This is a genomic window from Cutibacterium acnes (genome assembly GCF_003030305.1).
Lineage (GTDB): Bacteria > Actinomycetota > Actinomycetes > Propionibacteriales > Propionibacteriaceae > Cutibacterium > Cutibacterium acnes.
On the sequence record NZ_CP023676.1, the window covers coordinates 1,795,252 to 1,820,392 of the forward strand.

Annotated in this window: 25 protein-coding genes; 10 read left to right on the forward strand and 15 right to left on the reverse strand. The window is 60.8% G+C overall.

Annotation, left to right across the window (positions count from 1 at the left end; translation table 11 throughout):
• Nucleotides 1-4: 4 nt before the first annotated feature.
• The 5 genes from CPA42_RS09000 to CPA42_RS09020 form a co-directional block, all read right to left on the reverse strand.
• Nucleotides 5-1,507, reverse strand: a complete 1,503-nt coding sequence (locus CPA42_RS09000; RefSeq protein WP_002519363.1) for a DUF5719 family protein — start codon at nucleotides 1,505-1,507, stop codon at nucleotides 5-7.
• Nucleotides 1,504-4,833 (reverse strand): glycosyltransferase family 2 protein, encoded by a 3,330-nt coding sequence (locus CPA42_RS09005; RefSeq protein ID WP_002516531.1) that lies wholly within the window; start codon nucleotides 4,831-4,833, stop codon nucleotides 1,504-1,506. Before CPA42_RS09005 ends, CPA42_RS09000 begins: the two co-directional genes overlap by 4 nt.
• Before the next feature lie 148 nt (nucleotides 4,834-4,981).
• Nucleotides 4,982-5,239 carry a WhiB family transcriptional regulator gene (locus CPA42_RS09010; protein WP_002516548.1) on the reverse strand — a complete coding sequence of 86 codons (258 nt, stop codon included), beginning with the start codon at nucleotides 5,237-5,239 and terminating at the stop codon, nucleotides 4,982-4,984.
• Between the two features lie 176 nt (nucleotides 5,240-5,415).
• Nucleotides 5,416-6,111 (reverse strand): hypothetical protein, encoded by a 696-nt coding sequence (locus CPA42_RS09015; protein ID WP_002519364.1) that lies wholly within the window; start codon nucleotides 6,109-6,111, stop codon nucleotides 5,416-5,418.
• Complete coding sequence (locus CPA42_RS09020) at nucleotides 6,108-7,184, reverse strand: mannose-1-phosphate guanylyltransferase (RefSeq protein WP_002516532.1); 1,077 nt, start codon at nucleotides 7,182-7,184, stop codon at nucleotides 6,108-6,110. The genes CPA42_RS09015 and CPA42_RS09020 overlap by 4 nt, the downstream gene beginning before the upstream one ends.
• A 67-nt stretch (nucleotides 7,185-7,251) precedes the next feature.
• Here CPA42_RS09020 and CPA42_RS09025 point away from each other — a divergent pair, with 67 nt between their 5' ends.
• Nucleotides 7,252-7,983, forward strand: a complete 732-nt coding sequence (locus tag CPA42_RS09025; protein ID WP_002516538.1) for a TIGR03089 family protein — start codon at nucleotides 7,252-7,254, stop codon at nucleotides 7,981-7,983.
• A gap of 2 nt (nucleotides 7,984-7,985) precedes the next feature.
• Here the strand turns inward: CPA42_RS09025 and CPA42_RS09030 are convergent, their stop codons facing one another.
• A complete protein-coding gene (locus CPA42_RS09030; protein WP_002516547.1) occupies nucleotides 7,986-9,008 on the reverse strand; it encodes a glycosyltransferase family 2 protein in 1,023 nt (340 codons plus the stop codon).
• Between the two features lie 103 nt (nucleotides 9,009-9,111).
• Complete coding sequence (locus tag CPA42_RS09035) at nucleotides 9,112-9,429, reverse strand: hypothetical protein (RefSeq protein ID WP_002522351.1); 318 nt, start codon at nucleotides 9,427-9,429, stop codon at nucleotides 9,112-9,114.
• A gap of 254 nt (nucleotides 9,430-9,683) precedes the next feature.
• Between CPA42_RS09035 and CPA42_RS09040 the strand changes: the two genes are divergently transcribed.
• A complete protein-coding gene (locus tag CPA42_RS09040) occupies nucleotides 9,684-10,388 on the forward strand; it encodes an LCP family protein (protein ID WP_434532725.1) in 705 nt (234 codons plus the stop codon).
• 219 nt (nucleotides 10,389-10,607) lie between these two features.
• Complete coding sequence (locus CPA42_RS09045) at nucleotides 10,608-13,565, forward strand: glycoside hydrolase family 2 TIM barrel-domain containing protein (protein ID WP_002516535.1); 2,958 nt, start codon at nucleotides 10,608-10,610, stop codon at nucleotides 13,563-13,565.
• Between the two features lie 60 nt (nucleotides 13,566-13,625).
• Here CPA42_RS09045 and purE read toward each other — a convergent pair whose 3' ends face one another.
• Both purE and CPA42_RS09055 read right to left on the reverse strand, forming a co-directional pair.
• Nucleotides 13,626-14,216 carry a 5-(carboxyamino)imidazole ribonucleotide mutase gene (purE, locus tag CPA42_RS09050; protein ID WP_002516520.1) on the reverse strand — a complete coding sequence of 197 codons (591 nt, stop codon included), beginning with the start codon at nucleotides 14,214-14,216 and terminating at the stop codon, nucleotides 13,626-13,628.
• On the reverse strand, nucleotides 14,209-15,381 hold the full coding sequence (locus CPA42_RS09055) for a 5-(carboxyamino)imidazole ribonucleotide synthase (protein ID WP_002516545.1): 1,173 nt from the start codon (nucleotides 15,379-15,381) through the stop codon (nucleotides 14,209-14,211). The genes purE and CPA42_RS09055 overlap by 8 nt, the downstream gene beginning before the upstream one ends.
• 106 nt (nucleotides 15,382-15,487) lie before the next feature.
• Between CPA42_RS09055 and CPA42_RS09060 the strand changes: the two genes are divergently transcribed.
• A complete protein-coding gene (locus tag CPA42_RS09060; RefSeq protein WP_002519369.1) occupies nucleotides 15,488-16,018 on the forward strand; it encodes a PH domain-containing protein in 531 nt (176 codons plus the stop codon).
• Here CPA42_RS09060 and CPA42_RS09065 read toward each other — a convergent pair.
• Together CPA42_RS09065 and CPA42_RS09070 are read right to left on the reverse strand one after the other, a co-directional pair.
• Entirely contained in the window at nucleotides 16,005-16,721 is a 717-nt protein-coding gene (locus CPA42_RS09065; RefSeq protein WP_002516536.1) for a Type 1 glutamine amidotransferase-like domain-containing protein, read from the reverse strand. The two genes, CPA42_RS09060 and CPA42_RS09065, sit on opposite strands and share 14 nt — an antisense overlap.
• A gap of 47 nt (nucleotides 16,722-16,768) precedes the next feature.
• Entirely contained in the window at nucleotides 16,769-17,515 is a 747-nt protein-coding gene (locus CPA42_RS09070; protein ID WP_254926905.1) for a biotin--[acetyl-CoA-carboxylase] ligase, read from the reverse strand.
• A 170-nt stretch (nucleotides 17,516-17,685) separates the two neighbouring features.
• On the opposite strand from CPA42_RS09070, the gene CPA42_RS09075 reads away from it, so the two are divergent.
• The 5 genes from CPA42_RS09075 to CPA42_RS09095 all read left to right on the forward strand — a co-directional run bounded on the left by CPA42_RS09075 (nucleotide 17,686) and on the right by CPA42_RS09095 (nucleotide 20,952).
• Nucleotides 17,686-18,111 carry a hypothetical protein gene (locus tag CPA42_RS09075; protein WP_002516518.1) on the forward strand — a complete coding sequence of 142 codons (426 nt, stop codon included), beginning with the start codon at nucleotides 17,686-17,688 and terminating at the stop codon, nucleotides 18,109-18,111.
• Nucleotides 18,112-18,203: 92 nt separating this feature from the next.
• Entirely contained in the window at nucleotides 18,204-19,778 is a 1,575-nt protein-coding gene (locus tag CPA42_RS09080) for an acyl-CoA carboxylase subunit beta (protein WP_002516540.1), read from the forward strand.
• A gap of 11 nt (nucleotides 19,779-19,789) precedes the next feature.
• Entirely contained in the window at nucleotides 19,790-20,005 is a 216-nt protein-coding gene (locus tag CPA42_RS09085) for an acyl-CoA carboxylase subunit epsilon (RefSeq protein ID WP_002516542.1), read from the forward strand.
• Nucleotide 20,006: 1 nt separating this feature from the next.
• Nucleotides 20,007-20,648 carry a Maf family protein gene (locus CPA42_RS09090; protein ID WP_002551197.1) on the forward strand — a complete coding sequence of 214 codons (642 nt, stop codon included), beginning with the start codon at nucleotides 20,007-20,009 and terminating at the stop codon, nucleotides 20,646-20,648.
• Nucleotides 20,632-20,952 (forward strand): hypothetical protein, encoded by a 321-nt coding sequence (locus CPA42_RS09095; protein ID WP_002516529.1) that lies wholly within the window; start codon nucleotides 20,632-20,634, stop codon nucleotides 20,950-20,952. The genes CPA42_RS09090 and CPA42_RS09095 overlap by 17 nt, the downstream gene beginning before the upstream one ends.
• Before the next feature lie 305 nt (nucleotides 20,953-21,257).
• Here the strand turns inward: CPA42_RS09095 and CPA42_RS09100 are convergent, their stop codons facing one another.
• Nucleotides 21,258-21,677, reverse strand: coding sequence for a hypothetical protein (locus CPA42_RS09100; protein WP_002516552.1), 420 nt, complete (start codon nucleotides 21,675-21,677; stop codon nucleotides 21,258-21,260).
• Between the two features lie 196 nt (nucleotides 21,678-21,873).
• On the opposite strand from CPA42_RS09100, the gene CPA42_RS09105 reads away from it, so the two are divergent.
• Nucleotides 21,874-22,608, forward strand: a complete 735-nt coding sequence (locus CPA42_RS09105; RefSeq protein WP_002516523.1) for an SDR family oxidoreductase — start codon at nucleotides 21,874-21,876, stop codon at nucleotides 22,606-22,608.
• 104 nt (nucleotides 22,609-22,712) lie between these two features.
• On the opposite strand, the gene CPA42_RS09110 is transcribed toward CPA42_RS09105, so the two are convergent.
• From CPA42_RS09110 to CPA42_RS13265, 3 genes are all read right to left on the reverse strand, one after another.
• Entirely contained in the window at nucleotides 22,713-23,516 is an 804-nt protein-coding gene (locus CPA42_RS09110) for a hydroxymethylpyrimidine/phosphomethylpyrimidine kinase (RefSeq protein ID WP_024513583.1), read from the reverse strand.
• 119 nt (nucleotides 23,517-23,635) lie between these two features.
• Nucleotides 23,636-24,511 (reverse strand): SLC13 family permease, encoded by an 876-nt coding sequence (locus CPA42_RS09115; protein ID WP_230647751.1) that lies wholly within the window; start codon nucleotides 24,509-24,511, stop codon nucleotides 23,636-23,638.
• Nucleotides 24,475-24,945 (reverse strand): Na+/H+ antiporter NhaC family protein, encoded by a 471-nt coding sequence (locus CPA42_RS13265; protein ID WP_002516546.1) that lies wholly within the window; start codon nucleotides 24,943-24,945, stop codon nucleotides 24,475-24,477. Before CPA42_RS13265 ends, CPA42_RS09115 begins: the two co-directional genes overlap by 37 nt.
• Between the last annotated feature and the right edge of the window lie 196 nt (nucleotides 24,946-25,141).

Genomic DNA, 25,141 nt, shown 5'->3' on the forward strand with positions numbered 1-25,141 from the left:
GCCGTCAGCGCAGCTGAGGATCAACGTCAACACTGCGACCGTTCGTCATGGCCGCCACAGCCTCCAAGGGAAGAACGGCCAAACCGCTGGCAGATATGACCCCGCCAATGAGCGGAGCCGACCCCACGATGTGCAAGTGGCCAGCTGCTGGAACCTTCCCCGACCAGGTGGACCCAGCCGGAACCGTGCCCTCGATCGCCGTCTTCTCCCCGTGAGTGCCTGTCAGTTCGCCTGAAAAGGTAACTGCCTCCCGACCCGGGTTCGATAGTTCAAGGGTCCCCGCCGCCCCGACAGTTTGCTCCAGGACCTTGCTCGACCCTCCCGGACTGACCAAGGCGTTATCAGTAGTGCCAGGCTTACCCTGAACGAATAACCGAGCAATAACCGGATCATCGGCGGATAAACGTAGCCCGACACCTTCCCCTGCTAAAGCCTTAGACAGGTCTACCTGGATAGTGGATCGGGGGTCGATATCGATCTCGTCGGCACCGTCAGGGGTGAAGGGCCCACGCCCAGCCAGCGCTGTCACCGACACACTCAACCGTCTCGTGCCGGGATTCGAAATGATAAGGGTTGCAGTCGACACCTTGGCAGGAACAGCTGGCAAAAACAGCGTCTTGGCTGCCTGAGTCATCGCGCTCGTATCGCGGCCCTGACCTGCCCACATACGAGCACCAACGACGACTCGTCCCTCTCGAGCGTTAACAAGAGCGGTCACCGGGGTGGTGCCGTTATCCCACACCGACATCGGCAACACCTTGGTCTGCCCCGGAGAAACACGAATCCCTCGCATCCCGGCGGTAACAATTTCTCCCTTCGACCCCAACATAGTGACGTCGACGGTGGCTGCCCGGATGTCCGAGTTGACCACCACAAGGTCCGAGGTGGAAGGGTTCGTGACACTGACTGCCCCTCCCGTGGCTGCGCCAATACACGGCACCCACGTCGTCATGCCGCCTTCTGAGGATAGAGCCGAGCCAGAGGGCCGACGCTGCCCGGCCGTAGACCGGATATAACCCGCTGAAGTATTCACGTTGGTCATTACAGGCACCGACGCTTCAGACAGCTTCTCGACCGAAGTGCCGACTTGTAGGCTTCCACCCGAGGACCCGGCAGCGAGGCTGGCCTTCCCCTGGGAAGGAGGGCACACCAGGGTACGTCCTGAGGAGATGGGTTGAACCTTAACGGCAGAACGCTGCATAGGCGGAATCGCTGAAGTGGCCAACGACATTGCGAGCGCCACGACGGCCAAGGTCACTGCCCACACCGGCCCCTTCCAGTAGCGTCCAGCCTTCTTATCGGGTTCCGTCAGCTCATCGCAGCTATCTTCGCCGGATGCAGGCACCTGAGCCATAGCGCGGGCAGCATGAGGCGTCGGCTGGTCGCTGACATCTTCAGAACCGGCCGCGCGACGCGCTGGGATCGCGCTCTCCTCCACGAATCGAACCTCAGGAATCTCCTCGGGCTCCTCGTCATCCGCGAGGGCGCGACGGGGACGATCGCTCATGACTCCTCCTGACGACGGCGTGGCTTACGCGACAGGGATCGGCGGGGGGCGGCGATGCGGTTACGCTGAGCGGCCTGAGGCCCAGCAACCACCAACAAGATGAGAAGGGCAACCAGCTCGATGGCACCGGCCCACCTCTGGGTCGGCATCGACCAGGTCAGATCACCACGGGCCGAGCCAACCTGGTAAGACTCTCCGATTCCGTGCCGCACCGCCGGACTCAGCCGCGTGCCCCCTACCTCGACCCTCCACCGATGATCACGGGGCTCGAGTATTGTCACGGTTCCTGATTCGGTTACCTTCCCGGTGACAGGAACTTGGCTGCTGCCACGGCTACTAAGCAAGGCTCGTGAAGGATGCCCATCGACGGTCCAGACCGTCGTCGTGGGATCGGTATTCGCGACAGTTAAACCTGAGGCATTACCCACCTGGGACACAACATCGGCCCCTGCGCCACGAAGCCAGAGATGACCGATTCCCAGGTCAGACAGACGATCAGCCAGGTCGTCTGGGACAGCTCCGGTCGCCACCGCACGGGCAAGATCAGCAGCCAAGTCAGCAATGCGGCTGTCCGAAGAAATAGTCGGACGCTCACCGCTGCCCCAGCTCGGATTATTGGAGTCGACGAGGTTCCAGTGGGCGCTGCCGCGATGCACATTCACCATAAGAGTGCGGGTGTGACGAGCCGAGTCCTCGACTGCTGTGACATAGGCCGGGCGCGTGGCAGCAGTGGTGGACATCGGGCCGCGAGCGCCCCCCACAAGCCACCAGACGCCACTGGCGGTCACAGATATCGTCAACACCCACGGCAACCATCGGTTACCGATGCCAACAAGCAGCTGGCCAAGGGTCGGGGATTCGTCGGCGGGAAAATGATCCGCCTCAGCACGCTGCAACATGGCCGACTGGCGGGCAGCTGCCACAAGTATGAGGAGCACTCCGGCGCCTACCAACTGCCACGGTTCGATAGCCGGATGCACCTGCACATTCCAGACGGTGACCAAGGTGCGCGACGCCACACCCGTGAGGACAAGGCACACCAGATAGACGATGATGAGGGCCAGCACTCGACCGCGGGGATGACCGGTCAGGGACCCGATAGATGCCGAGCGGTCGATGACAAGACGCCAGACCGCCCACAGCGCAGCAATCCACAACGGAGCCATCGCTATCACGGTAAACGCGGTAGGAGCAGTACCGGGGACAATCGCGCGGCCTACCAGCAGCCATAGCCCGGCACGCGTCTCTACAGCCGGGCTAAGCACAGGCTCAGCCCCGGTCGCCATGCGCCCAGGCTCGGTTATCAGCCGAGGAATCCACGGCGAAATGACCAGTAGCGGCCCTAATACAACTAGGCTGCCGAGCAGCAGACGTCGAGGTCGGGTCATGAGGATGCCGACGGCCACCGCGACCGGGTATACCCACAATGCAGGAACAAGGCTGATAGCTAGGGCTGACCACAGAGCCAAGCCGCCTGCCGAGGAAACGCCCCCCACCTGGTGACTGCCAGTACCAGCACCGCGCAGCTCAACGACGTCAACAGTCTCGGGATTGACCAACCGCCACGTATGCAGGGCCATGTGGGGGAGGATCACCCCCAACGCCAATGCTGTCACCGAGCCTCGGGCTAGGCCGCCGGTAAGGACAGGCAGCATGCCCCAGAAGCTCGCGAGCAGCACCGTCGTCGTGCCAAGGCCAACCACCCGGCGGAACAATCGATGTGCCGACATCGCCGTGAGCAGCGGGGTTACGACGAACAGGATACGGACCAGAACTTCTGGTTCCCCAATTGTCAACACCGAGCCGAAAGCTGGCCACGCCAACCAGGGAGCGTTCCCTCCAGACAATCCAGGAACAGCGGTCAACCAGCGATGCCACGCTCCAGCCAGGCCACATGGCGCCGGCGCGAGCCAGGTCGACGTCGCTCTACCTGAGCCGTAGAGACCACGGCAGGCAACGATCCCGATCACCACCATAAGGCTGACCATGACGGTGTACGGATTGACGACAGAACGGTGATCGCGGACGGTGAAGTCGTCGCCAGTGAGATCGTCGATCGTCGTTCCATCCTCATTGCGCCACGGGTGGATCCGATCAGACAGATCCCCGGCGTAACGGTCAACTGCCCGAGCCCAGACACTGCGTCGGCTGGGTAGGAGACGGTTGGTGTTCTCAAGGTCGTCAGGATCGCACTGCGCATGGAAGTCCTGCAGGCGATGCGTCATCTCGCGGGTAACCGAGCGCGACCGCCACAGCTGCAGGCCGGACCGCCACTCGTCGACCGCACGCGAGGGGGCCTTACCCACCATCAGGACGAGAAAACGCCACACGCTAGCCACCAGGAGAGCCAGACTCGTGCGGGTGGGATGACCGGTCCGGGCTGCAACCATTCGCATCCCCGCGAGACGGTCGGTGACATCCGGACGGGGAGCCAAATGCGACTCTCGCTGCCACCCTCGGCCCGCCTGACGGTGATGAATGGTACAACTCGGCGCAGTGCGAACCACCATGCCCGCTTCATTGGCACGCCAGCCAAAATCCACGCCGTCACGGAAAAGGGGAAGCGCCGGGTCGAAACCACCCAGGCGCCGCCACACGTCCACCCGAACGAACATGCCAGCCGTCGAGCCACCTAAGATCGGACCCGGATCAGCCTGCTTCTGGTCAATATCTCCGCGATCGACGACCGGCAGAACACGAGCACCGCCGGTACTGACGCTCTGTCCTTGCTCATCAATAAACTCCGGGTAGTTATGCCGGGCCGGTTTAAGCAATGTGGGATACAAGACGTCAGGGTGAGGCTTGCGCGAAGCCTCCCGCAGCATGCACGTCAATGAGTCACGACGCACCTCGACGTCGTCGTGCAGGATCCAGATATGGGTGACACCGTCAGTAAGTCGATCGATCGCTAGGTTAATGCCCTCACCGGGGGTGGTGTCCGCGCTAGCCGTCACGCACTCGTCCAACAATCCTTCGTCCACAGCAGCCATGAGCAAGTCGGAAGAACCATCCGTAGAGCCGAGGTCGACGGCAATCTGCACTGCCGCGCGCTCTCCACTACGCCGCAATGCGTTGAGGGCTCGCGGCAACCAGCCGGCCGCCTGGTGAACGAGGAGAATCGCTGCGACCTGGTCGACTGTGATGTCGGGGTCTACCGGTTTGCGTTGCTCGTGTGCCCACGCCCAATCCTCCGGATCAATGCGCGTCGACGGGATGACAGGGATAGTCCAGTCGGTCAACCCCTCCGCAGTGCGGGGAGCATCGCTGCGGTCAAACTGGTGACTCTCGCCGGGTCCGGTCTCCGCAGAGTACTTCTCGTCACTCACCTAGCAGGCCACCTGTTCGTCGACGTCATGGAGCACGGGATGCACACCACGTCTGCGATCATCGCATATGCCGCATCGTGCAGACAGCCATCCCGGGCAGACAGGGCATTCTACCGGGCCGTGTCAATAACCGCGCTCCGACGTCAGGTCACGCCCGCTTGCGCAGCCGACGCCTCTCCATCTCGGACAATCCGCCCCAGATTCCGAACCTCTCGTCATTCGCAAGGGCGTACTCCAAGCACTCCTGGCGGACCTCACAGGACTCACAGATGCGTTTGGCCTCACGGGTGGATCCACCCTTTTCAGGGAAGAATGCGTCCGGATCAGTCTGGGCACATAATGCCTTGTCATGCCACTCCGGCTCGTCGTCACCGCCTCCGGCAAGCAAGGTTAAAATCTCGTCCATGGGGGAAGCTCCTCGAGATCAGACGCGGCGAGTTCCGCGCCGATGCACAAACTACACGCGTGAGATTCACTGCGCGACTTTGACTTGCGAAAAACCCGCAATAACCGGCGTGTCGCGCCAGCAAACGTGGTCGATTCGTGGCCTCAGCACAGACCGTACTCAGACAAGCTCCCTGACTACGCCTGACCGTCCGGCTCATCGCGTGAAGGGCCCGACGCCTCCGTCGTCCAGCCGCCGCCCGCATCATTCTGATCCCACGATGATGCCCCTGCACCACTCGCAGCATCCCCGGCCCTCGTCCACACTGCGCCGACCCCGGCAGGCCAACTAACTTCATCGCCGTCAGCTGGGCCTTCGGCTTCATCGGCGACGACGGAGCGGTCAGCAGACCCATCCTGGACGGCCTCAGAGTCTGCGGGGTCCTCATCGTCCGGGACTGAAGCTGCCTCGGGCCGCGTCAACACCAATAAGACCCAAGCAGCGAGAACTTTAATGGCGATCGCCAAAAGATCCCCAAATAGTCCCAGGACAGCCCCAAAGGCCCCGCCGGGGCCGTGAATTGGTGACAACAGGGCGAGAACGAGGTCACATCCCGCTGCGACGGCAACAACACCGGCAGATACTTTGCCAAGCAATTCAGCATGCGGCGTCACCGGATGGATAAACCGGCACACCAAAACTGCCGCCAGCAGCAACAAAATCATGCCAATTCCCAGCGAGCTTCCAGACAGGCTGCGAGCCATACCGAAGAGCCCACTGTGATCGTGAGTCAGCATCTTGACCACACGCACAACAAAAGCGACAAGGAAACCAACGCTGACAACGATGACTGTCCACGCAAGCGGCTCACGAATTTCTCGGGCGTTGCTCACGCGTATCGCCCTCCCGCCCGAGCAGCAACCTCGGCCACCACAGCCTTAACCCGCTGCGATTGAGACATCGGCACCACAAGGGTGGCGCGATCAGTGCTCACAACGGCCATGTCATGCAAGCCTGCGACGGCTAAGACAGCGTCAGGACGGTCATTGATCAGCAAGTTTCCAGCTGAGTCAACCGATACCGTCAAACCGCTCACATTGTTGCCCATCCCATCACTAGGTAAGTGAGGGGCTAGCGCCTCGTAAGAGCCGACGTCGTACCACTGGATCTCCAACGGAATAGCTGCAACATGAACACCACATCCACCGTGAGATGCCGGTTCCATGACCGCGATGTCGACCGAGACTTTCTCCATGCACGGGTAAACCTCAGCTAGTCGGGACGGATCAGCGACCAACTCGTCGACGTGATGACGGGTCTGGGGCTTGAGTTGAGATAAGCAGTCCAATAGGGTCGCAGCCCGCCACACAAACATGCCGGAATTCCACCAGTACTCACCGGAATCCAGATACTGACGAGCCACCTCAGCGCTGGGTTTCTCAACGAATTCCAGTACCTGGTGAGCACGCGAACCAGGCCTTAGCCGGCCACCTCGATGCAGGTATCCGAATCCGGTATTGGGCTCGGTGGGGACAACACCGAAAGTCACTAAAGCGGTGGGGTCAGTATTGACGAGGTCAAAACCGTGCTGCAGGGCGGCCCGAAAATCGTCGACAGGACGAATAATGTGGTCAGCTGTGACGACAGCCATGACGCCATCGGGGTCGCGGTCGGCGATAATTCCCGCCGGCCATGCCACGGCGTTGAGGGAGTCACGCCCCACCGGCTCGCCCAGAATGTTCTCGGCGGGAACTTCTGGCAACAACTTGGCGACGGTATCGGCATACGAGGAACCCGTGCACACCAAAATGTTGGCGTCGGGCACCAGCCCAGCGACTCGTTCGTAGGCCATTCGAAGCAGACTGACCCCGTCGATAAGTTCCAATAATTGCTTGGGCTCTCCCTGGTGAGACAACGGCCACAGGCGAGTACCGGATCCTCCGGCCAGGATGAGGATGTGCTGCATGTCTACAGAGTATCCGGCCGCGACAACGCAACCGCGTTAGACGCACCACAGCGTCTCATCCTTCACAATGGGTGCCATGGTTTCCCTTACTCGGCCAACTCCAACCCGCAGCTCTGACCCCCTGACTGCCCTATGCCAGCGCAGTCAGAACGCAGGAGCATTGCCCCTACTGACGTGGTACCACGGCGCCGACCGCGGTGAGCTGTCAGCACGCACCTTGTTGACGTGGGTTACGAAATCGGTGTACCTGCTCGATAGCGAGGGAGTCGAGCCCGGTGGTGTCTCCCGTCTTTCAGTATGCGGTGCGCGTCCCGGCCATTGGACAAGTTGCGTGTGGTTGCTGGCCTCGTGGTGGGCTGGACTACGAGTCGATCTGACTGGACAAGAGGAAGCAGCACTAGAAGTCATTGGCCCAGACGTCGCCCCCGTCAACTCCCCCGATGTCCTCATCCAGTGCAGTCTTGCGCCCCTTGCTACTGCGTGCGAGACCCTGGTATCAGGGGCCATTGATAATGCCGACGTTCTTGCCGCCCCTGACGACCTTGTTGCAGCACGACCTGCCGCCGCCAATGCTGTGTGGCTCACAGGGCGCCAGGAATGGACCGGAGAACAACTTTTCGGCCTAGTGCCGCTAAGCCAACCAGTTTTGCTCTCTCCCGATCGGATTCGTCTCGGTGGCAGCGAACTCGTAGCCACCACCCTTACCAGTTGTCTCCTGGGTGGCGGGTCGTTAGTCCTCGTCGAGTCCACCGACGACCTGGCCACCATCGCAGCCCAGGAGGGTGCTGTCGACGTATGAGATCAGTCGTTTGCGCGATCGCCTAAACCGACGAGAAATCCAGCTCCCCAGCTCATGTGCATAATCGCCAAGACGAGAGGCAGACGGGCTCGAACCCCGGGATCCAAGTCACGTTTCATGGCGGCCGACCCAACCCCGATGATGCTGGCATAGCCCGCCGGCGCCGCCCAGCCGATAAGCGGCCAGCGCTTCAGCGATGTGCCCTTAGCAGCATGAACGACCCCGATGAGACCGAGGACAGTTCCCGCCGTAATCCCCGTGACCGCGATAGGGGCAGCCACATATCGCAGACTCACCGAATCGCGATGGCGGCGCATGACCTCGCGACGCCACTGGCCAGTACGGAAAAACTGCTTCGCCAAGGCCTTGACGGTAGAGCGAGGCCGGTACGTCACTCGAAGATTGGGGCTGAACCATACCTCTCGTCCAGACTGACGCAATCGGTAGTTAAGCTCCCAGTCCTGAGCCCGGTCGAACTCCGGGCAGAAACCACCGACGGCTTCGAGATCAGCCTTGCGGAAAACGCCAAGAAAGACCGTTTCAGCCGGGCCCTCTGACGCATCGCCCTGATGGAAAGCGCTGTTACCCAAACCCAACTTGGAGGTATAAGCCACCGCCACAGCCTGCTCAAAGGGAGTACGTCCCTTCGCGTCCATAATCCCACCGACATTGGCCGCGCCAGTACGCTCCAACAATTCGACGGCGGTTGCGATGTATTCCGGGCCCAGCTCACCGTGAGCGTCGACGCGCACGATGATGTCGTACTGGGATACGGCCACACCAAGGTTCAGGGCCTTGGGAGTGGTCCCGTCGGGGTTGTCAATCACCCGAATGCGATCGTCTCGAACAGCCAGATCCTGAGCTATCTCAGCCGTGCGATCAGTGCTCGAGGCGATAGCGAGGATGATTTCCATCGGACCCGGGTAGCCCTGATTAAGGACTCCGGCAACCGACTCCTCGAGATATCTCTCCTCGTTCCTGACCGGTATGACAACACTGACCGGAGGCGCGAGGTATGACGACATGCAGGCTATTGTGCCAGGTCTGAATAGCCTTTTAATCCTTCGGCACACAGGACTCGCCCGATCAAGCCCGCGGATCTGAATGGACTTGCGACTACGGTGGAGTTCATGTCTTATCGAGGCACCGGGCGCAGGCCCCGCGACGAGCAATCTCGTCAGTCTGACCTGGACTGGCTATACGGGGTTGACGAAAACGACGCCACCCGTATCGATCCAGTGAACCCGCCGCGCGGCACGTCCGATAGGACGGGTCGTCCACGGACAGACCGGCGCCCCCAGCCCCGTCGTCGCTCCTTCTCCCAGCAATCCCCACAACCGCAACCCTCTCGGCGTCCTCCTGCTGAGCTGTATCGATCCGATGGCCAACGACGCCCACCGCGTCAAACCCGACAGCGGCGGCAGGCCGCGAGCCACCCAGCGCCACGCGTACGTCGTCGTCGGCATCCCTTCAAGGTCGTCATAGTGCTGTTGTTGGCATGGGTGGTGTGGCTCGTCGCGGTGCCGTCATATGCCCTAGGCCATACTGGAACGGTGGACGCCACTCCAGACGGACCACGAGGCGCAGATCACCCGGGCACCCTCGTACTGCTGGTCGGCACCGATGAGCGGCAGAATCTCACGCCCAGGCAACAGAAGCAATTGGGCACCGGCACCGAAGCCGGTCTGCGCACCGACACCATGCTGCTGCTCTACATGCCACCAGAAGGCAAGGATGTCCTCATCTCCCTGCCGCGAGATACGTTCCTGCGCATTCCCGGGCATCATCACAACAAGCTCAATGCTGCCTACTCGATGGGCGGAGCGAAGTTGCTCGTTCAGACAATTGAAAAGGCGACCAACCTGCGCATCAACGGTTACGTCGAGATTGGATTCGGTGGGTTCGTCCAGATGGTCGACGCGGTCGGCGGGGTTCATGTAACCCTCAACAAGCCAATGGTCGACAAGGACTCTCACACGAACCTTCCTGCCGGCCCCCAGAACCTCGATGGGGTCCAGGCCCTCGGGTACGTGCGTATGCGTAAGGCCGACGCGGAAGGAGACCTAGGCCGCGTCAAAAGGCAGCAGCAGGTGGCCGCCCAGGTGGCCAAGAAGACCCTTAGCCCGTGGACCTTCATCAACCCGGTGCGCTATTGGAAAGTGAATATGGCCGCGTCGAAAGCGGTAAAGCTCGGCACCGACACCTCAACCTTGACGGCCTTCAAGACGGCCCGAGGGCTTATGAAGGTCTCCGGAAACGACGGAATCAAGATGACCGTCCCCGTCTCGACCGCCTCGGCCTACACCTCAGCCGGATCGTCGGTGTTGTGGAACGACAAGAAGGCCGCCCAATTGTGGGACGACCTGCGCAGCGGCGACACCTCAAAGGTAACCGAACTATCCTGATTCCCACCTCTGCGTAACCCTCCGGTTGGACAGCTCACAGCAGCCTCGCCGCGCCCCAAAGTGATCGGATCGTCGTCATACGCCACGTGAGGCCACCCTGATGGCTAGCCCGAGAGTCACCGTCACATCGAGGACCTCCCCTAGGCGGGCACTACCGATAGTCACCCTTTTGAGAGCGTGATGCACACGTTTTCATCATGACTCTCTAAGGTTGGTGCCATGGTTGCCAATGCCGACACCGCACACAGGCTCGACGATGCTCTGACGAACCTTATTCCCTGGCACGGTCCGGTAGCTCCCCGAGCTCACCTGCATACCGACGCCCCCACCCTCGACTTGTCTGGAACCTGGCGGTTTCAGCTAGTCGACTCACCCCACGACACACCGGCTGGCTTCCCCGATCCTCAGTTCGACGACACCGATTTCGTCGACCTCGCCGTGCCGTCCTCCTGGCACATGGTCGACCCAGCCGGAAACGCGCCCTTTGGCCGTCCGGCTTACCTCAACACCAACTACCCCATCCCGGTTCCCGCCTCAGACGAGGACATCGTCGTTCCCAATGAGAACCCCACCGGGTGCTACCGCCACACCTTCGAGGTCGGAAAAGACTTCACCGACGCCGAGCGAGTGCTGCTGCGCTTCGAGGGCGTCGATTCCTTTGCCCGTGTTTGGTTCAACGGGGTCGAACTGGGATGGACCAAGGGTTCGCGTCTCACCAGCGAATTCGACGTCACGTCGCAGCTGCGTCCTGGCCGCAATGTGCTCGCTGTGGCCGTCAGCCAGTGGTCTGACGGTACATTCCTCGAAGACCAAGACATGTGGAGAATGTCAGGAATCTTCCGCGAGGTCACCTTGCTGGCTCGGCCTCATGGCGGCATTGACGACCTTTTCGTCCATGCCTCTTGGGACGGTGACGCCAAGCTCCTCATCGATGGGCCGGAGGGCGCAACCGTGGCCATCCCCGAGCTCGAGCTCGCCACCACCTGCAACACCGAAGTGGCGATCCCCGACGCGCAACCGTGGACCGCCGAAACCCCCAAGCTCTACGACGCCACGGTCTCCACTGATACCGAAACCGTCACTATAAGGATCGGATTCCGGAGTGTCGCCATTGCCGGAGATATCATCACCGTCAACGGAGAAAAAATCGTATTCCGTGGGGTTAACCGCCACGAATGGCATCCACGCACCGGGCGAACCCTCGATGAGCAGACGATGCGCGCTGACCTCGAGCTCATGAAGCGCCACGGCGTCAATGCCATTCGCACCTCGCACTACCCGCCGAATGCTCGTTTCCTCGATCTGTGCGATGAATATGGCGTCTGGGTCCTCCTCGAGTGTGACCTCGAGACCCATGGCTTCGAGAGGGGTGGTTGGGACGGCAACCCGACCAACGACGACCGCTGGTATGACTGCCTACTTAACCGCATTCAACGCACCGTCGAACGCGACAAGAATCATCCCGCCATCATCGGGTGGTCGATGGGCAACGAATCCCACTGTGGCGAAGGCATTCGCCTTATGAACGACTGGGTTAAGAATCGTGACCCATCCCGTTTCACCCACTACGAGGGGGACGACGCCCACACCATCTGCGATGTATGGACGGTCATGTATCCGTCCATGGAGTGGGTCGAGGCCGTGCGGGACCGCACCGTCATGCCCGGGGCCGAGCCCGCTCCGCAGACGGGACGCGAGCTCGGGCTGCCCTTCTTCATGTGCGAGTTCGCCCATGCGATGGGTAATGGCCCCGGAGAACTCGACGCCTACGAGGAGCGCTGCTTCGACCCGCACTTCCACCGTGACCGCATGCATGGTGGATTCATCTGGGAGTGGATCGATCACGGCATCGACACTGGACGTGGCTATGCCTACGGGGGCGACTTCGGTGAGGTCCTGCACGATTCAAACTTCGTTTGTGATGGGCTCGTCCTGCCCGATCGCACTCCTTCTCCAGGCCTGCTGGAGTTTACGGCGACGATGGGGGCGGTGCGCATCGAGGTCGACGGCGAGCAGCTGCGCGATGGCAACGGCATCACCGTGATCAACCGACGTGATTTCTCAGACCTATCCGACCTCACATTCGTGTGGCAGCTCGTTAACGACGACGAGTACGTCCAGACAGGAGTTCTCGAGGTCGGCGCCCTGGCCGCCCACCAAATCTGGACTGGGACCGTGCCACTTCCTGACGAGATCTCCGATCGGATGGTTGTCGTCGTGGAAGCGAAGCTGGTGAAGGACACCATCTGGGCACCGGCCGGTCACGTTGTAGCCCGGACATCAGCTCTGCTGGTTCCCAAGCCGGGCCCCCGCCTCTATCTTCCGGCATCGTCACAGTCGCATCGTGACGGTACTGGCTGGAGTCTCGGACCAGCACACTTTGACCGTCGTGGTCGCCTCGTGACATGGGGTAACGCGAACCTCGTCGCTCCTGTTCTTGACCTCTTCCGTGCCCCCATTGACAACGATCGGGCAAGTTCACTGGCCCGCAACACTATCGGTGACGCAGCACTCGCAGCTGGTCTCGACCGGCTCGTCCACACCACAACGTCGGTGCGCGACGAGGGCGATGAGTTAGTCGTCGTTACTCGCAGCGCTGCTGCCGCCGCACGCAATTCCATGACGACAACGTGGAGTTGGCGCGCCATCCAGACCAATGATGGTTCCGAAGGGGTGCACCTTGACCTCCACGTCGATCCACACGGATACTGGCCGACCATGCTCGGTCGCATTGGCGTGACAATCGGCCTGCCCGCAGAATGGACCACCGTTTCATGGTTTGGCCTCGGGCCGACCGAGAACTATCCCGATTCTCAGCACGCCGCCATCTGGGGACGCTGGAATGGAGAGGTGGATGACCTGCAAACCCCCTATGTCATGCCCCAGGAGAACGGCCTTCGCCAGGGAGTCCACGAACTGACGATCAGCGGTTCGAACGGCGGTCTGCGGATCACTGCAGACGGTAGCTGGCCGGCATTCGCGGCCCGGCCGTGGACTTCACAGGCCTTGCGGACTGCTGCCCATACCTGGGACCTGAAGCCCGACGGGCACACCTGGCTTACCTTGGACGCCGTGTCAGCCCCGCTTGGATCGACGTCCTGCGGCCCGATGCCGATCATGTCTCACCGACTGTATGCTCAACCGGTTGACCTGTCACTAACCCTGTCGCTGATCTAATGAACGGGTCGTAGCTGGCCCAATCCCGGGCCAGCTCAGCAATGAACTCTCGGTAGTCGCTCAGGGACGGGAGTGACGACGCACTTTCTCGCCCTTGCCCGCAGCCACATCGTGCAAATCGGACTGGTACTTGACCATGGCCTCGCACAACTCAGGGGTCGACGCGGCAAGAATCCGTACCGCTAGCAGGCCGGCGTTCTTGGCATTACCGACGCCGACCGTCGCCACCGGCACACCACCTGGCATCTGAACGATCGATAGCAAGGAATCCATACCGTCGAGGTGGGCTAGCGGCACGGGAACCCCGATAACCGGCAGCGGGGTCAGCGCGGCGACCATGCCCGGCAGATGGGCGGCACCGCCAGCACCGGCGATGATCACCTTGATACCGCGCTTGTGCGCGCCTCGACCGAACTCGATCATGTCCTCAGGCATGCGGTGGGCCGACACGACGTCAGCCTCAAAACCCACATTGAAGTCGGTAAGCACCTGAGCCGCAGGCTCCATCGTCGGCCAGTCAGAGTCCGAGCCCATGATGATCGACACTTGAGGGCCATTGGCGTCGCACGCCAGCCGGCGTGCTCCCCCGGTGGTTGTTTTGACCTTCTCACCTCGGCGCGGCTTACGGCTGGCAGTGGTGGTCTCAGGCATCGTGTTCTCCCATAAGGTAGGCGGCGGCATGGCGGGCCCGACGATGAGTCGTCTCAATGTCGTTACCAAGGCAGGTGACGTGACCGACCTTGCGACCGGGCCGCACGGACTTGCCGTACAGCTCGACGCGAAGTTCTGGGTCACGAGCGAAGCAATGTTGCAAAGCCCCGGTCAAATCCTCTTCGGACCCACCGAGGACGTTGGCCATAACAACTACGGGAGCGGTCAGGGCCGGTGAACCGAGGGGTAGGTTAAGCACGGCTCGCATGTGGTTTTCAAACTGACTCGTCTCAGCTCCGTCAATCGTCCAATGGGCAGTGTTGTGAGGACGGGTCGCCAGCTCATTGACGACGACGGATCCGTCCTCACGCTCCATCAGCTCGACTGCCAGCACCCCGATGACGTCGAGGCGTCCAGCGATGTCGAGCGCCATGGTTTGCAGCTCAACTTGACGGTCCGACGAGAGGTCAGGGGCCGGGCTGATAGTCTCGGCACATACCCCGTAACGCTGAACAGTTTCGGTAACCGGGTACGCGGCTCCCTGACCCGACGGGGAGCGCACGACGACCGCGGAGAGTTCGCGTCGGAAATCGACGAACTCTTCCGCGAGAATACGAATTGGCTGCTTGCCGTCAGCCAGATCCCCGGCCGCGTCAAAGGGCTCACCAACACCATCGGGGCCGTCGATCTTGAACACTCCTTTGCCGTCATAACCGCCACGGGAGGTTTTCGCAATGACAGGCCAGCCACGGTCATGACCAAAAGAGACGAGGTCTTCGGGAGTGTCGCAAACCTGCCACGCAGGATTCGGGAAACCCTCGCGCTCCATAAACTCACGCATAACGACCTTGTCTTGCGCGTGAACCATGGCGGCCGACCCTGGGCGGACCGCGTACCCGGCCTCTTCCATCTCCTCAACGAGGACCGTCGGTACGTGTTCGTGGTCGAAGGTGACGACATCGCACCCGGCGGCGAAATTCATAACAGCGTCGTGGTCGAGGTGGGAGCCAACGACGACGTCAGACATCACCTGGGCCGCAGACTCGTCAGGATCAGAGGCCAGCAGGCGGGTGCGCACCCCCAATCCGATCGCAGCCTGATGCATCATGCGGGCTAACTGCCCGCCGCCAATGATTCCGATGGTGTAAGACGTCACGACGTTCATCGTAACGACCACCGGACATAAAACGCCCACCGTGACGGGCGTAGGACTCAGACTCACCTCCGGCAGCCGCAACCACTTCGCAGCGCGAATCGTCCATACTGAAAACATGGTGCGAGTTGGACAGCCACTGAGGCATAACCGTAACGAGACGGTACTCGTGCACACCCGTCGTCACGCCAAAGCCCTCTTCTGGCCCGTCGTCATGGGGTTTGTTGGGGTTGTCGGAGCGGCCGCTCTGCTTGGAATCATGCCTTCCGACATGCGAGCACAGTATTGGCCGATCGTTGTCACTATCGTAGTCGCACTCATTATCGTCGGCACCCTCTCCCCCTGGCTGACATGGTTCACGACAACAATGACGATCACCGATCGCCGCGTCATGTTACGCCATGGCGTTGTCGTTCGACGCGGCCACGATGTCATGATTGACAGCCTCATTGATGTGTCATGGCAGGCCACGTTGTTTGACCGGATGATGGGCTGCGGAACACTCATCCTCACTACCCCGTCCGACCAGATGGTGCTTAACGATGTCCCCGGGGCACGTCGGGTCGTCGACCTCTTCACGGACCTGACGGACAACGGATACGGCGAGTACCTGAACGACTACTGCGAGGAATCGGTCACAGCACGGTGACGTCGAGCTCCTCGCGCAGAACTCCCGACGATGTCGGCTCGTCAGAGGCAGAGAACCTTGATACCTCGGCCCTTTCATGCTCAGCGACCGCCCCAGCGAACATTCCGTCGACAAAATGCACCGCCGCCCCATCGTCGACCGCGTATCCGTCAGGAAGCACCCCGTTGGCGACCGCTTGGGCGTAGATAGGCGCTCGCTCGGACTCACCGTCGAAGTGAGGACAGAAAGAACCGTCCAACAGACCCATACCGCCACGCCAAGCTCGCAGATCCCCGAAAGCGTCAGTTAGACACCCGGAGAACCAGCACGCTGCACCAGCAGAGACACCGGCGAGGACGACGTCGCTGTCAGCTGCGATCATGCGCCGAATCACGTGGTCGACCCCGTGCGTCTTCCACAGCGCCATAAGGTTGGCGGCTGATCCACCACCAGAGACAACGATGTCCGCTTGAGAGAGACGCTCCACCGACTCCGCTGCTCCCTGCCACAGTGTCAACACCATGTTGCGCACCCCGAGGGCCGAATAGGCGGCCAGAAAACGGTTGACGTAGACCGGATCGTCAGCAGCTGCGGTGGGGGCGAAGCACACCAGGGGGGAAGACTTTCCAGACAGGTCAAGGATGTGACGGTCGAGAGCGGTAGGCTCACCGCGGTTCGACATCGAGAAACCGCCACCACCAAGGGCCAAGATGTGGGTCGTCATAGTCAGCAGTCTAGATGGTGGGAACGCTCAGGACGCCGTAGCGGAACTCACCTGGTTCGCAAATGATGAACGTCAGCAGCGTTGAAACTGCGACGCCCGTCAGAAGTTTCCACCACGATAGCGCCATCAACGTCAACGTCGACACCGATGCCCTCAATGACCCCCTCACCACCACCCACGATTTCTGGGTCGAAGGTCAGACGGACCGGAGTACCAATGGTGTCACAGCGGGCCACATACTGATCTCGCACCGTTCCGGTCTCAAACCACACTGTTAATAGCTCGTCAAGGTGGATGAGAAGGCTGGCCAGCAACTCATTCTTGTCGTGGTTCAACCCACACAGAGCCAGAGAGGTCGCCGTCGGCAGGGGCAATTCGTCACGCCCCATCGAAACGTTGATGCCGATTCCGATGACGGCGTGCGGACCGGCTGGACCATCGACGCGTTCTGAGAGGATTCCGCACACTTTGCCGCCCTGGTCAGTGTCCAGATCCACGAGCACATCATTGGGCCACTTCAGCGTCACTCGGGAACGGTCAGCCCCACCGACCTCCTCGATGACCTTGGCAACGGCAAGCCCCGCAACCATCGACAGCCAGCCCCAGTCCTGCGATGGACGATCATTGGGCACCAACGCTGAGATCGCCAAACTCGTACCGGGGACATCCTGCCAACTGCGCGTGAACCGTCCACGCCCGCCCTCTTGGTGGTCAGCAACGAGTAGGCAGAAAGACGTTCCCCCTGCTCGCACGAAAGCAGCCATGTCGGCGTTAGTGGAACCGGTGGAGTCAATGCAGGTAACTCCTCCCCCACGAGGCCCCGTAAAAAGGGTGTCCCCAGCAAGCTCAAGAACGCGATCAGCAATAGGCGAAGGTGTGGACGGCACCTGCTCAGACTACCCAAAAGTACCCACGCGCGACGGCCGGACCAACGCCGGGTTCCCTATTGTTATCCTAAATAGATATGTCATCGCTGAAAGAGACGACAGATCGCCGCGGCAATAAATACGGAGACACCATGCAAACGCTCTACGAGCACTCCCGTCGTATCCTCGCCGTGTTCCTCATCGCAGCACTGTTGTGCCTGGCGATTATCGGCCCTCTACCCGATACGCAGTCGAGCGCCACTCTCACCTGTACCACGACCGGCATCGCCGCAATCTTCCTCGTTGTCGTCGCATCTCATGCCGATCCACACTTCGGCCTCGACAGCCTGGCCTTCATCGTCACCTTCCTGGCCTCAGCAGTGTGCCGAAGAGCGGCAACGAATCCGGTCTCCCACAGCCTCTACCTGCCAGTCATCATCACCGCGGTTGCCCTGGCTGCTGTGGCGGTGGTGCTGCGCGCTAGTGCATCTGTGAGTCGGCAGGAGACGACTGCCTCCCAGTGATCCCGCGGCACTATTAAATCGTCCCGGGGATAAGTCGTCCCGGGGAGCGGCCCGGCACCACATTTGTCGCCTCTGACGGATAGTCTCAGCATATGGAGATCGACATCCACACCACGGCCGGGAAGATCGCCGACCTCGGTCGGAGGATCGACGAGGCCGTCAATGCCGCATCCCCCTCGGCCATCGAAAAGCAACATGCCACCGGAAAGATGACCGCCCGGGAGCGCATCTTACGGCTACTCGATGAAGATTCCTTTACTGAGCTTGACGAGTTCGCCCGTCACCGCTCAACGAACTTCGGCATGGATCGCAAACGTCCGTACACCGACGGGGTCATCACCGGTGTCGGCGCGATCCATGGTCGCCCGGTTTGTGTATTCAGCCAGGACGTCACTATCTTCGGCGGATCCCTCGGCGAAGTCTACGGCGAGAAAATCTGCAAAATTATTGACTTCGCCGTCAAGACTGGTTGTCCCCTTATCGGCATCAATGAGGGCGGCGGCGCACGCATCCAAGAGGGAGTGGCCTCACTGGCCCGCTTCGGTGATATTTTCCGCCGCAACACCAGGGCCTCCGGTGTTATCCCCCAGATCTCCATCATCATGGGTGCGGCGGCCGGAGGCCACGTCTACTCTCCTGCCCTCACTGACTTCATTGTTATGGTCGACCAGACCTCCCAGATGTTCATCACCGGCCCGGCTGTCGTCAAGCAAGTCACCGGTGAGGACGTCTCTCTCGAAGAGCTGGGCGGCGCACGCACCCACTCCGTCAAGTCGGGCAATTCCCACTACCTGGCCAATGACGAGGACGATGCTCTCGAGTTCGTCCGCGACCTCATTAGCTATCTTCCGCAGAACAACCTTGAGGATCCGCCGTTCTACGACGATGGCGAGGCCGACCTGACGATCACCGATCACGACCGCAAGCTCGACGTTCTCATCCCGGACTCTTCACATCAGCCCTATGACATGCACGAGGTCATCACGACCGTGCTGGACGAAGACACCTTCCTGGAGATCCACGAACTCTTCGCCCCCAACGTCATCTGCGGATTCGGACGCATTGAAGGTCGCGTGATCGGCATCGTCGCCAACCAACCGATGGTCAATGCCGGCACCCTCGACATCGACGCATCTGAGAAGGCCGCCCGGTTCGTACGCACCTGCGACTCTTTTAACATTCCGGTGCTCACCTTCGTCGACACCCCTGGTTTCCTGCCCGGCGTCGAGCAAGAGCACGACGGTATTATCCGCCGCGGCGCCAAACTCATTTATGCCTACGCTGAGGCCACCGTGCCGCTACTGACCGTCGTCACCCGCAAGGCCTACGGCGGCGCCTACATCGTGATGGGGTCCAAGACCCTCGGCGCCGACGTCAATCTGGCCTGGCCTACCGCGCAGATTGCCGTCATGGGGGCCGAGGGGGCCGTCAGCATCCTGCATCGACGCACCCTTGCCACGGATCCTGATCCACAGGCCAAGCGCAAAGAGCTCATTGACGAATACGAGACGACCCTATCGAACCCGTACCAGGCCGCCGAGCGAGGCTGGATCGACCAGGTCATCCATCCGCACGAGACCCGCGCCTCGGTCATTCGCACCCTTCGTCTGTTGCGCACCAAGCGTGAGGCCCTGCCTCCCAAAAAGCACGGAAACATCCCGCTGTGAGTGAGGGCACCATGGATGACGCAATCACGGTGACGAAGGGGAATCTCACCGACGAAGAGCTCGGCGCGCTGGTGGCGGTGGTGGCCGAGCTCACTCGCCCCGGCCCAAACGCCTACGTGCCTGATGACCGACCGATCGCCTTCGGCTGGAAATCGTATTGGCGTACCATCCGTGAACCTTTTATGCCCGGCCAGGCAGCCTGGCGTGGATCTTTGCGACGCTACTGACATGACGACCTGTTTCGTTCTTGCCTCGAAGTCCCCAGCCCGGCTACGTATGTTGCGTTCCGCCGGTATCGAGCCCGTCGTCATCGCATCAGGGGCCGATGAGAGTCATCTGCGCGGGGAGGACGCGGTTGCCATGACGGCGAGGTTGTCCCGCCTCAAGGCCCACTCAGTCATCGAGTCCGGAGCTCTTGAGGAGTACCCCGCTGACCGGATGATCGTGGTGGCCTGCGATTCCGTTCTCAACCTTGACGGACGCATTCTCGGCAAACCTCACACTGCCGAGCGCGCCCGGCAGTGGTGGCGTCGGATGCGCGGTCACCAGGGCGTGTTGGTGAGCGGCCATCACGTCGCGGTCATTGTGAACGGGCAGTTGCGCGAGCAGACCCGCATCGGCCAAACCGTCGTCACATTTGCCGACCTCACCGACGCCGAAATCGACGCCTACGTGGACAGTGGCGAACCCGCCGCGGTGGCGGGGGCGTTCACTATCGACGGTTTGGGCGGCGCCTTTATTACTCGTATCAACGGTGATCCCCACAATGTCACCGGCATCTCTCTACCCCTGCTGCGCCAGATGCTCATGGACCTCGACGTCGAATGGTCCTCACTGTGGAACGGTCCGAAGGGTGGCCATCTGGGCTGACGGTGGGAAGATCGTCCCGGGGCGGCTTAAGGTTCCGTCGCAGATTACGGGCATCGATGTGTCAACTGCCGCTCACCATACAACGCCCTTACAGCCGACGCTATCGTCAGCACCGCTTGAGCGCTCGGTTGCATGCCACCTGACGTTTAACCGACGATGGCCAGAAGAGCCCGAGCGCATCTCCTTGGGTGATACCCCCAATATTGTTCACATCGTCCCCATGGTCGGGTTTGACCAGAACAGGAAGAACGGTTCATACTTGCGACTCTTCAACACGCAACAGATGTTGCGTCAGGGTAATTAGCACTACCATCAGAGAGCCAACCGGACTTCTCATGCTAGCCGCAGCAATATCTCTTAAAGCATCCTTCCAAACAGGATTATCCTACGGCTATATACTCATCTCGATCTCCTTCTACACAATCCGAACGATTGTTTCCCTTCATTGGGTGGATGCTTGACATCATCACAACACACCCCAAAAAGGAAATATTCGATCATCCCCAGAATAGGAGGCGACAGCAATTATTACACCGATGGTTCCGGGCCACGCAAGACGAACTGCATGGATTATCAATATGTCTCACGCCCCCTGTACCTTCCACAGCTTCAGCCGTGACGCAAAGTCAGCCCCGCCGCCTCGTCGGAACTAGTGAAGCCTCCACTCCACCCCTTGGTGTCGCCGCGATTTGAGATGAAAGTCAAGGATCCGTCGGCATTTCCCGTCACTGTAAAACCTGATGCCGACAGATTATCGGCAAGAAAATCGTGCACTTTACCCGACGTATCTGGCCCAGTAAGCAGGGTGATGTTGTTGACGTGATCGACCCGTAACGTGACGGCCAGTCCCTTGGGAAGCCGGAAGTTCCGGGGGCCATATTTGAACCCCAGATTCGCCAGCGTCTCCGCACCGACAGGAGCCGGGGTAGCGGATGCAGCAGAAGGGCTCGGCACGGCTCCCCCGTGTGAAGGAGCACACCCCGCCACGACGAGCAGAACCGTCACCGCAACCGCTGCCCTGGCATTCATGCCGACGATGCTATCGCTGATCGCGCCTTACACCTGGCCATGCAGTATCAGGCACGACACACAGCATGGATCGCACTGTCAGGGGCGCGGGCGGGACGCTTGAGGTTGTTGGCAACCCGCAGATACATCGCGCCGGCGTCTACGTCGGCCATGGTGTACGCGGTATCGCTCCTGGTAGGACGAGTACGGTGGCGTTATGAAAGCCCCCACGACGTCAGAAATTTCACACAACAGCCATGGCACTAAGAGTGTCCTCGTGACCGGGGCCACCCGCGGCATCGGGCGGGCCATCGCCGACGAGCTAGGACGTGACCACCACATCATCGTGGGAGGACGCCACCAAGAAGCCGTCGACAACGTGGTATCAGAACTACCCAACGCCTCCCCCTTCGTCGTCGATCTGACCGACGAGGAGGCCACCGCTACAGCCGTCTCCCAACTAGACCACCTTGACGCCCTTATTAACAGTGCAGGAGTGAGCGCGACGTCACCTGGCGATATTGGCTCCCAGCCCCGAGACGAATGGCGCCGAGTGTTAGAGATCAACGTCATCGCCGTCGCCGACCTCACTCGCCTAGTACTTCCACTACTACGCGCCAGCCACGGCGATGTCATCATGATCAACTCCGGATCAGGATTCCTGCGAACCCCCGCCAGCGGTGGCGTATACGCAGCATCAAAATATGCACTGCGAGCACTCACCCACGCCCTACGCGAAGAAGAACGCGGCATAGTCCGGGTAACCTCCATCCACCCCGGCCGCGTCGACACCGACATGCAGGTGGAGCTCCAAGCCCAGGCCGGGCGCCCCTACAACGCCGCCGAACATCTGCGCCCACAGTCGGTTGCCGTCACCGTGCGCGCAGCCTTGGAAGCCAGCGCGGACGCCATGATCGAAGAACTCTCAGTGCGCCCAGTCTTCCGCGGCTGATCCACCCCGCAGCACGACCCGGGCCATCAGCAGGGCGCGGGGGGCAAGTTGGCCCCAGCGTCATCACATGCCGGGGCCAACATCATGTGAACCTTGTGATGGTTTCAGGCTCGGTAATTTCCCTGGTAAACGCAGTCGAACGGGGCGTTGCCGTGCATCCGGTTTTCGATCGCCGAAACGACAACCTGCTTAGCAGTGCGGACAGCATCGAGGGCGCTGGCCCCCTTGGCAATCTCCGCGGTGATCGCGGCAGCCAAGGTGCATCCAGCACCAGAGACGCGCTCCTGGCTGACGGCAGGAACTTCAAGGACCTCGCAATCATGGCCGTCGTAGTAGACGTCCAGAGCGGTGCCAGTGTCCAGCAGGGTGCCGGCCTTGGCGATGACGACCGGAACTCCCTGGTCACCAATCCGCTTGGCAGCATCTTTAAGGGCTTCCACGGAGGTGATCTCGTCCACCCCGGCCAAGGTCTGAGTCTCGAAGAGGTTCGGAGTCACGACGTCAGCGCGTGGCAGGAGCTTCTCGCGTAAAGCATTGTCGGTGTCAAAGGCGGCACCGGGCTCCTGACCCTTACAGATGAGCACCGGATCAAGGATGACCTTAGGGAACTGATAGCTCTCAAGAGCCTCAGCGACGACGCCAATCGTCGTCGGGGTGCCGAGCATACCGATCTTCACGGCGTCGACCCGACCATGGACGGCAACGGCCGCCTCAATCTGATCATGGATGACTTGCGGGTCCACCGGCACAAACCGGTGTCCCCAGTCATTGTGAGGGTCAAACGAGACGATGCACGTCAAGGACGTGCATCCGAACACCCCGAGCTGGTGAAAAGTCTTGAGGTCGGTCTGGGCTCCAGCGCCACCGGACGCCTCGGACCCGGCAATAGCAAGTGCAATCTTCGTCACGCTATCAAGTCTAGAAGACCTTCCCAGTGACGTCGGGAATTGCCGAGGAGTAACCACAACGTGGCCCAGAATTGGTGGGATAGCCGATGGCAACGTCACCACGGCTCATCCTTTCCCCCTCAGCCGAGCACGAGCGAGCACAAGAAACTCACGACAAGCGCTGCGCCGACGCAGACAGGCAGGCCGACGGCGAACTCACGGTGGAACATGTCGTCCCTCTCGTCCTTGTCGGTGAATCCCAGAACCATGGCTCCGCCGGCCGAGAATGGCGAGATACCGGTGGCCAGACCACCGATCGTCGTGCTCGTGTACAGGAGCACCGGGCTCATGCCGGTCGCCCTCGCGAGGGTCGCCACGACTGGGAACAGAGCCGGGGCGACAACCCCGACGAAACTGCCGCCGAACATGTTCAAAACTGCCGCCAGGAAGCACAGAACAACGGGGATGAGCAGTCTCGGTGTGTGTCCAACCCACCCAGCAAGCAACGAGATCGTGCCCGCCTTGACAGCTATCGAGACGAGCATGCCCATCCCACCGATCATGATGAGGGTCGACCACGGTACGTGTAAGAGCGACTCTTTCTCTTCACCGACCCTCATAAGCGCACAGACAATGGCGAAGAGGATAGCGAAGAGCGAGACATCGACCCGCGAGTTCACCCAGGTCACGGCCGAGTTGTGCGGCATACAAAGATGGAGGATCGGCGGCACGAGAAGAATGACGACGAAAACCCCGATGAGCCACACATTCGTGCGCTGACGTCGGTCCAGTGGTATGGGTTCGGCAAAGGTCACTTTTTGAGCCATCATTCCGTCGCGTTTGCGTTGATGCGAGGAGATGAAGAGCATCGTCAGGATAATGAAGAAAGTCATGACGAGGTAGACGACGAAGATCGTCGTCGAGACCACGAAAGCCTCGTTTGAGCTAAACCTCTCGCCAGTAATGAGGTTACGGAAAATCACCCCGTTGAGGCCGACCATAAAGTTCGACCCCACCTGCCCCCGCAGTCGGCGCACAACGCACCAACGAGCGGGTTGATCCCGATCTTGCGACACGTGAGGAGAGCGATGGGCGCCATAAGCACCATGACGGCGTAGTACCCGGCACCCAAGGCCGAAATGAGCACGGACACGAGGAGGATCATGACCGGGAGCATGACTGGAGCCGCACGGAATCTATAGAGCAACCCGTTGGCGATCTCCGCGAGCGTGCCGTTGGCCATCGCAAATCCGAAGAACAACGAGATCGCGAGGATGACAAAGAAGATGTGGGTCGGCCACAGGTCGATGACGTCGGACGGCTTCATATGCATGAAAAACGCGCCGATGATGTAGGCGAACGGAATCGCGACGAGACCGATGTTGATCTTCCGAACGCGGCCGATGGCTATCGATACGGCAAGTGCTAGTCCAATGGTGAGACTAATCATCTGCGCTCCTCTCCCCTGAAGGCGGGTGTCACAAGCCCCGTCCGGACCCGAGTCAGAAGTCCCCGATGACGTCACAAGTTCGCGAACCGGGTGGACACGAACTCCTCGTCATCGTGAATTCGTGCAACACTCACCCTGAGACTTGCACCTTTGCCCCACATAATTCCACAGAATCCGTCTCATAGCGCAGATATTC

Coding starts and splice junctions, on each gene's coding strand:
- CPA42_RS09090 (WP_002551197.1), top strand. CDS start 20,007: ATGACGACCTGTTTCGTTCTTGCCTCGAAGTCCCCAGCCCGGCTACGT.
- CPA42_RS09085 (WP_002516542.1), top strand. CDS start 19,790: ATGGATGACGCAATCACGGTGACGAAGGGGAATCTCACCGACGAAGAG.
- CPA42_RS09030 (WP_002516547.1), bottom strand. CDS start 9,008: ATGTCGTCATACCTCGCGCCTCCGGTCAGTGTTGTCATACCGGTCAGG.
- CPA42_RS09040 (WP_434532725.1), top strand. CDS start 9,684: ATGCTGCTGCTCTACATGCCACCAGAAGGCAAGGATGTCCTCATCTCC.
- CPA42_RS09045 (WP_002516535.1), top strand. CDS start 10,608: ATGGTTGCCAATGCCGACACCGCACACAGGCTCGACGATGCTCTGACG.
- CPA42_RS09025 (WP_002516538.1), top strand. CDS start 7,252: ATGGGTGCCATGGTTTCCCTTACTCGGCCAACTCCAACCCGCAGCTCT.
- CPA42_RS09010 (WP_002516548.1), bottom strand. CDS start 5,239: ATGGACGAGATTTTAACCTTGCTTGCCGGAGGCGGTGACGACGAGCCG.
- CPA42_RS09000 (WP_002519363.1), bottom strand. CDS start 1,507: ATGAGCGATCGTCCCCGTCGCGCCCTCGCGGATGACGAGGAGCCCGAG.
- CPA42_RS09065 (WP_002516536.1), bottom strand. CDS start 16,721: ATGACGACCCACATCTTGGCCCTTGGTGGTGGCGGTTTCTCGATGTCG.
- CPA42_RS09080 (WP_002516540.1), top strand. CDS start 18,204: ATGGAGATCGACATCCACACCACGGCCGGGAAGATCGCCGACCTCGGT.
- purE (WP_002516520.1), bottom strand. CDS start 14,216: ATGCCTGAGACCACCACTGCCAGCCGTAAGCCGCGCCGAGGTGAGAAG.
- CPA42_RS09105 (WP_002516523.1), top strand. CDS start 21,874: ATGAAAGCCCCCACGACGTCAGAAATTTCACACAACAGCCATGGCACT.
- CPA42_RS09060 (WP_002519369.1), top strand. CDS start 15,488: ATGGTGCGAGTTGGACAGCCACTGAGGCATAACCGTAACGAGACGGTA.
- CPA42_RS09075 (WP_002516518.1), top strand. CDS start 17,686: ATGTCATCGCTGAAAGAGACGACAGATCGCCGCGGCAATAAATACGGA.
- CPA42_RS09020 (WP_002516532.1), bottom strand. CDS start 7,184: ATGCAGCACATCCTCATCCTGGCCGGAGGATCCGGTACTCGCCTGTGG.
- CPA42_RS13265 (WP_002516546.1), bottom strand. CDS start 24,945: ATGATTAGTCTCACCATTGGACTAGCACTTGCCGTATCGATAGCCATC.
- CPA42_RS09055 (WP_002516545.1), bottom strand. CDS start 15,381: ATGAACGTCGTGACGTCTTACACCATCGGAATCATTGGCGGCGGGCAG.
- CPA42_RS09100 (WP_002516552.1), bottom strand. CDS start 21,677: ATGAATGCCAGGGCAGCGGTTGCGGTGACGGTTCTGCTCGTCGTGGCG.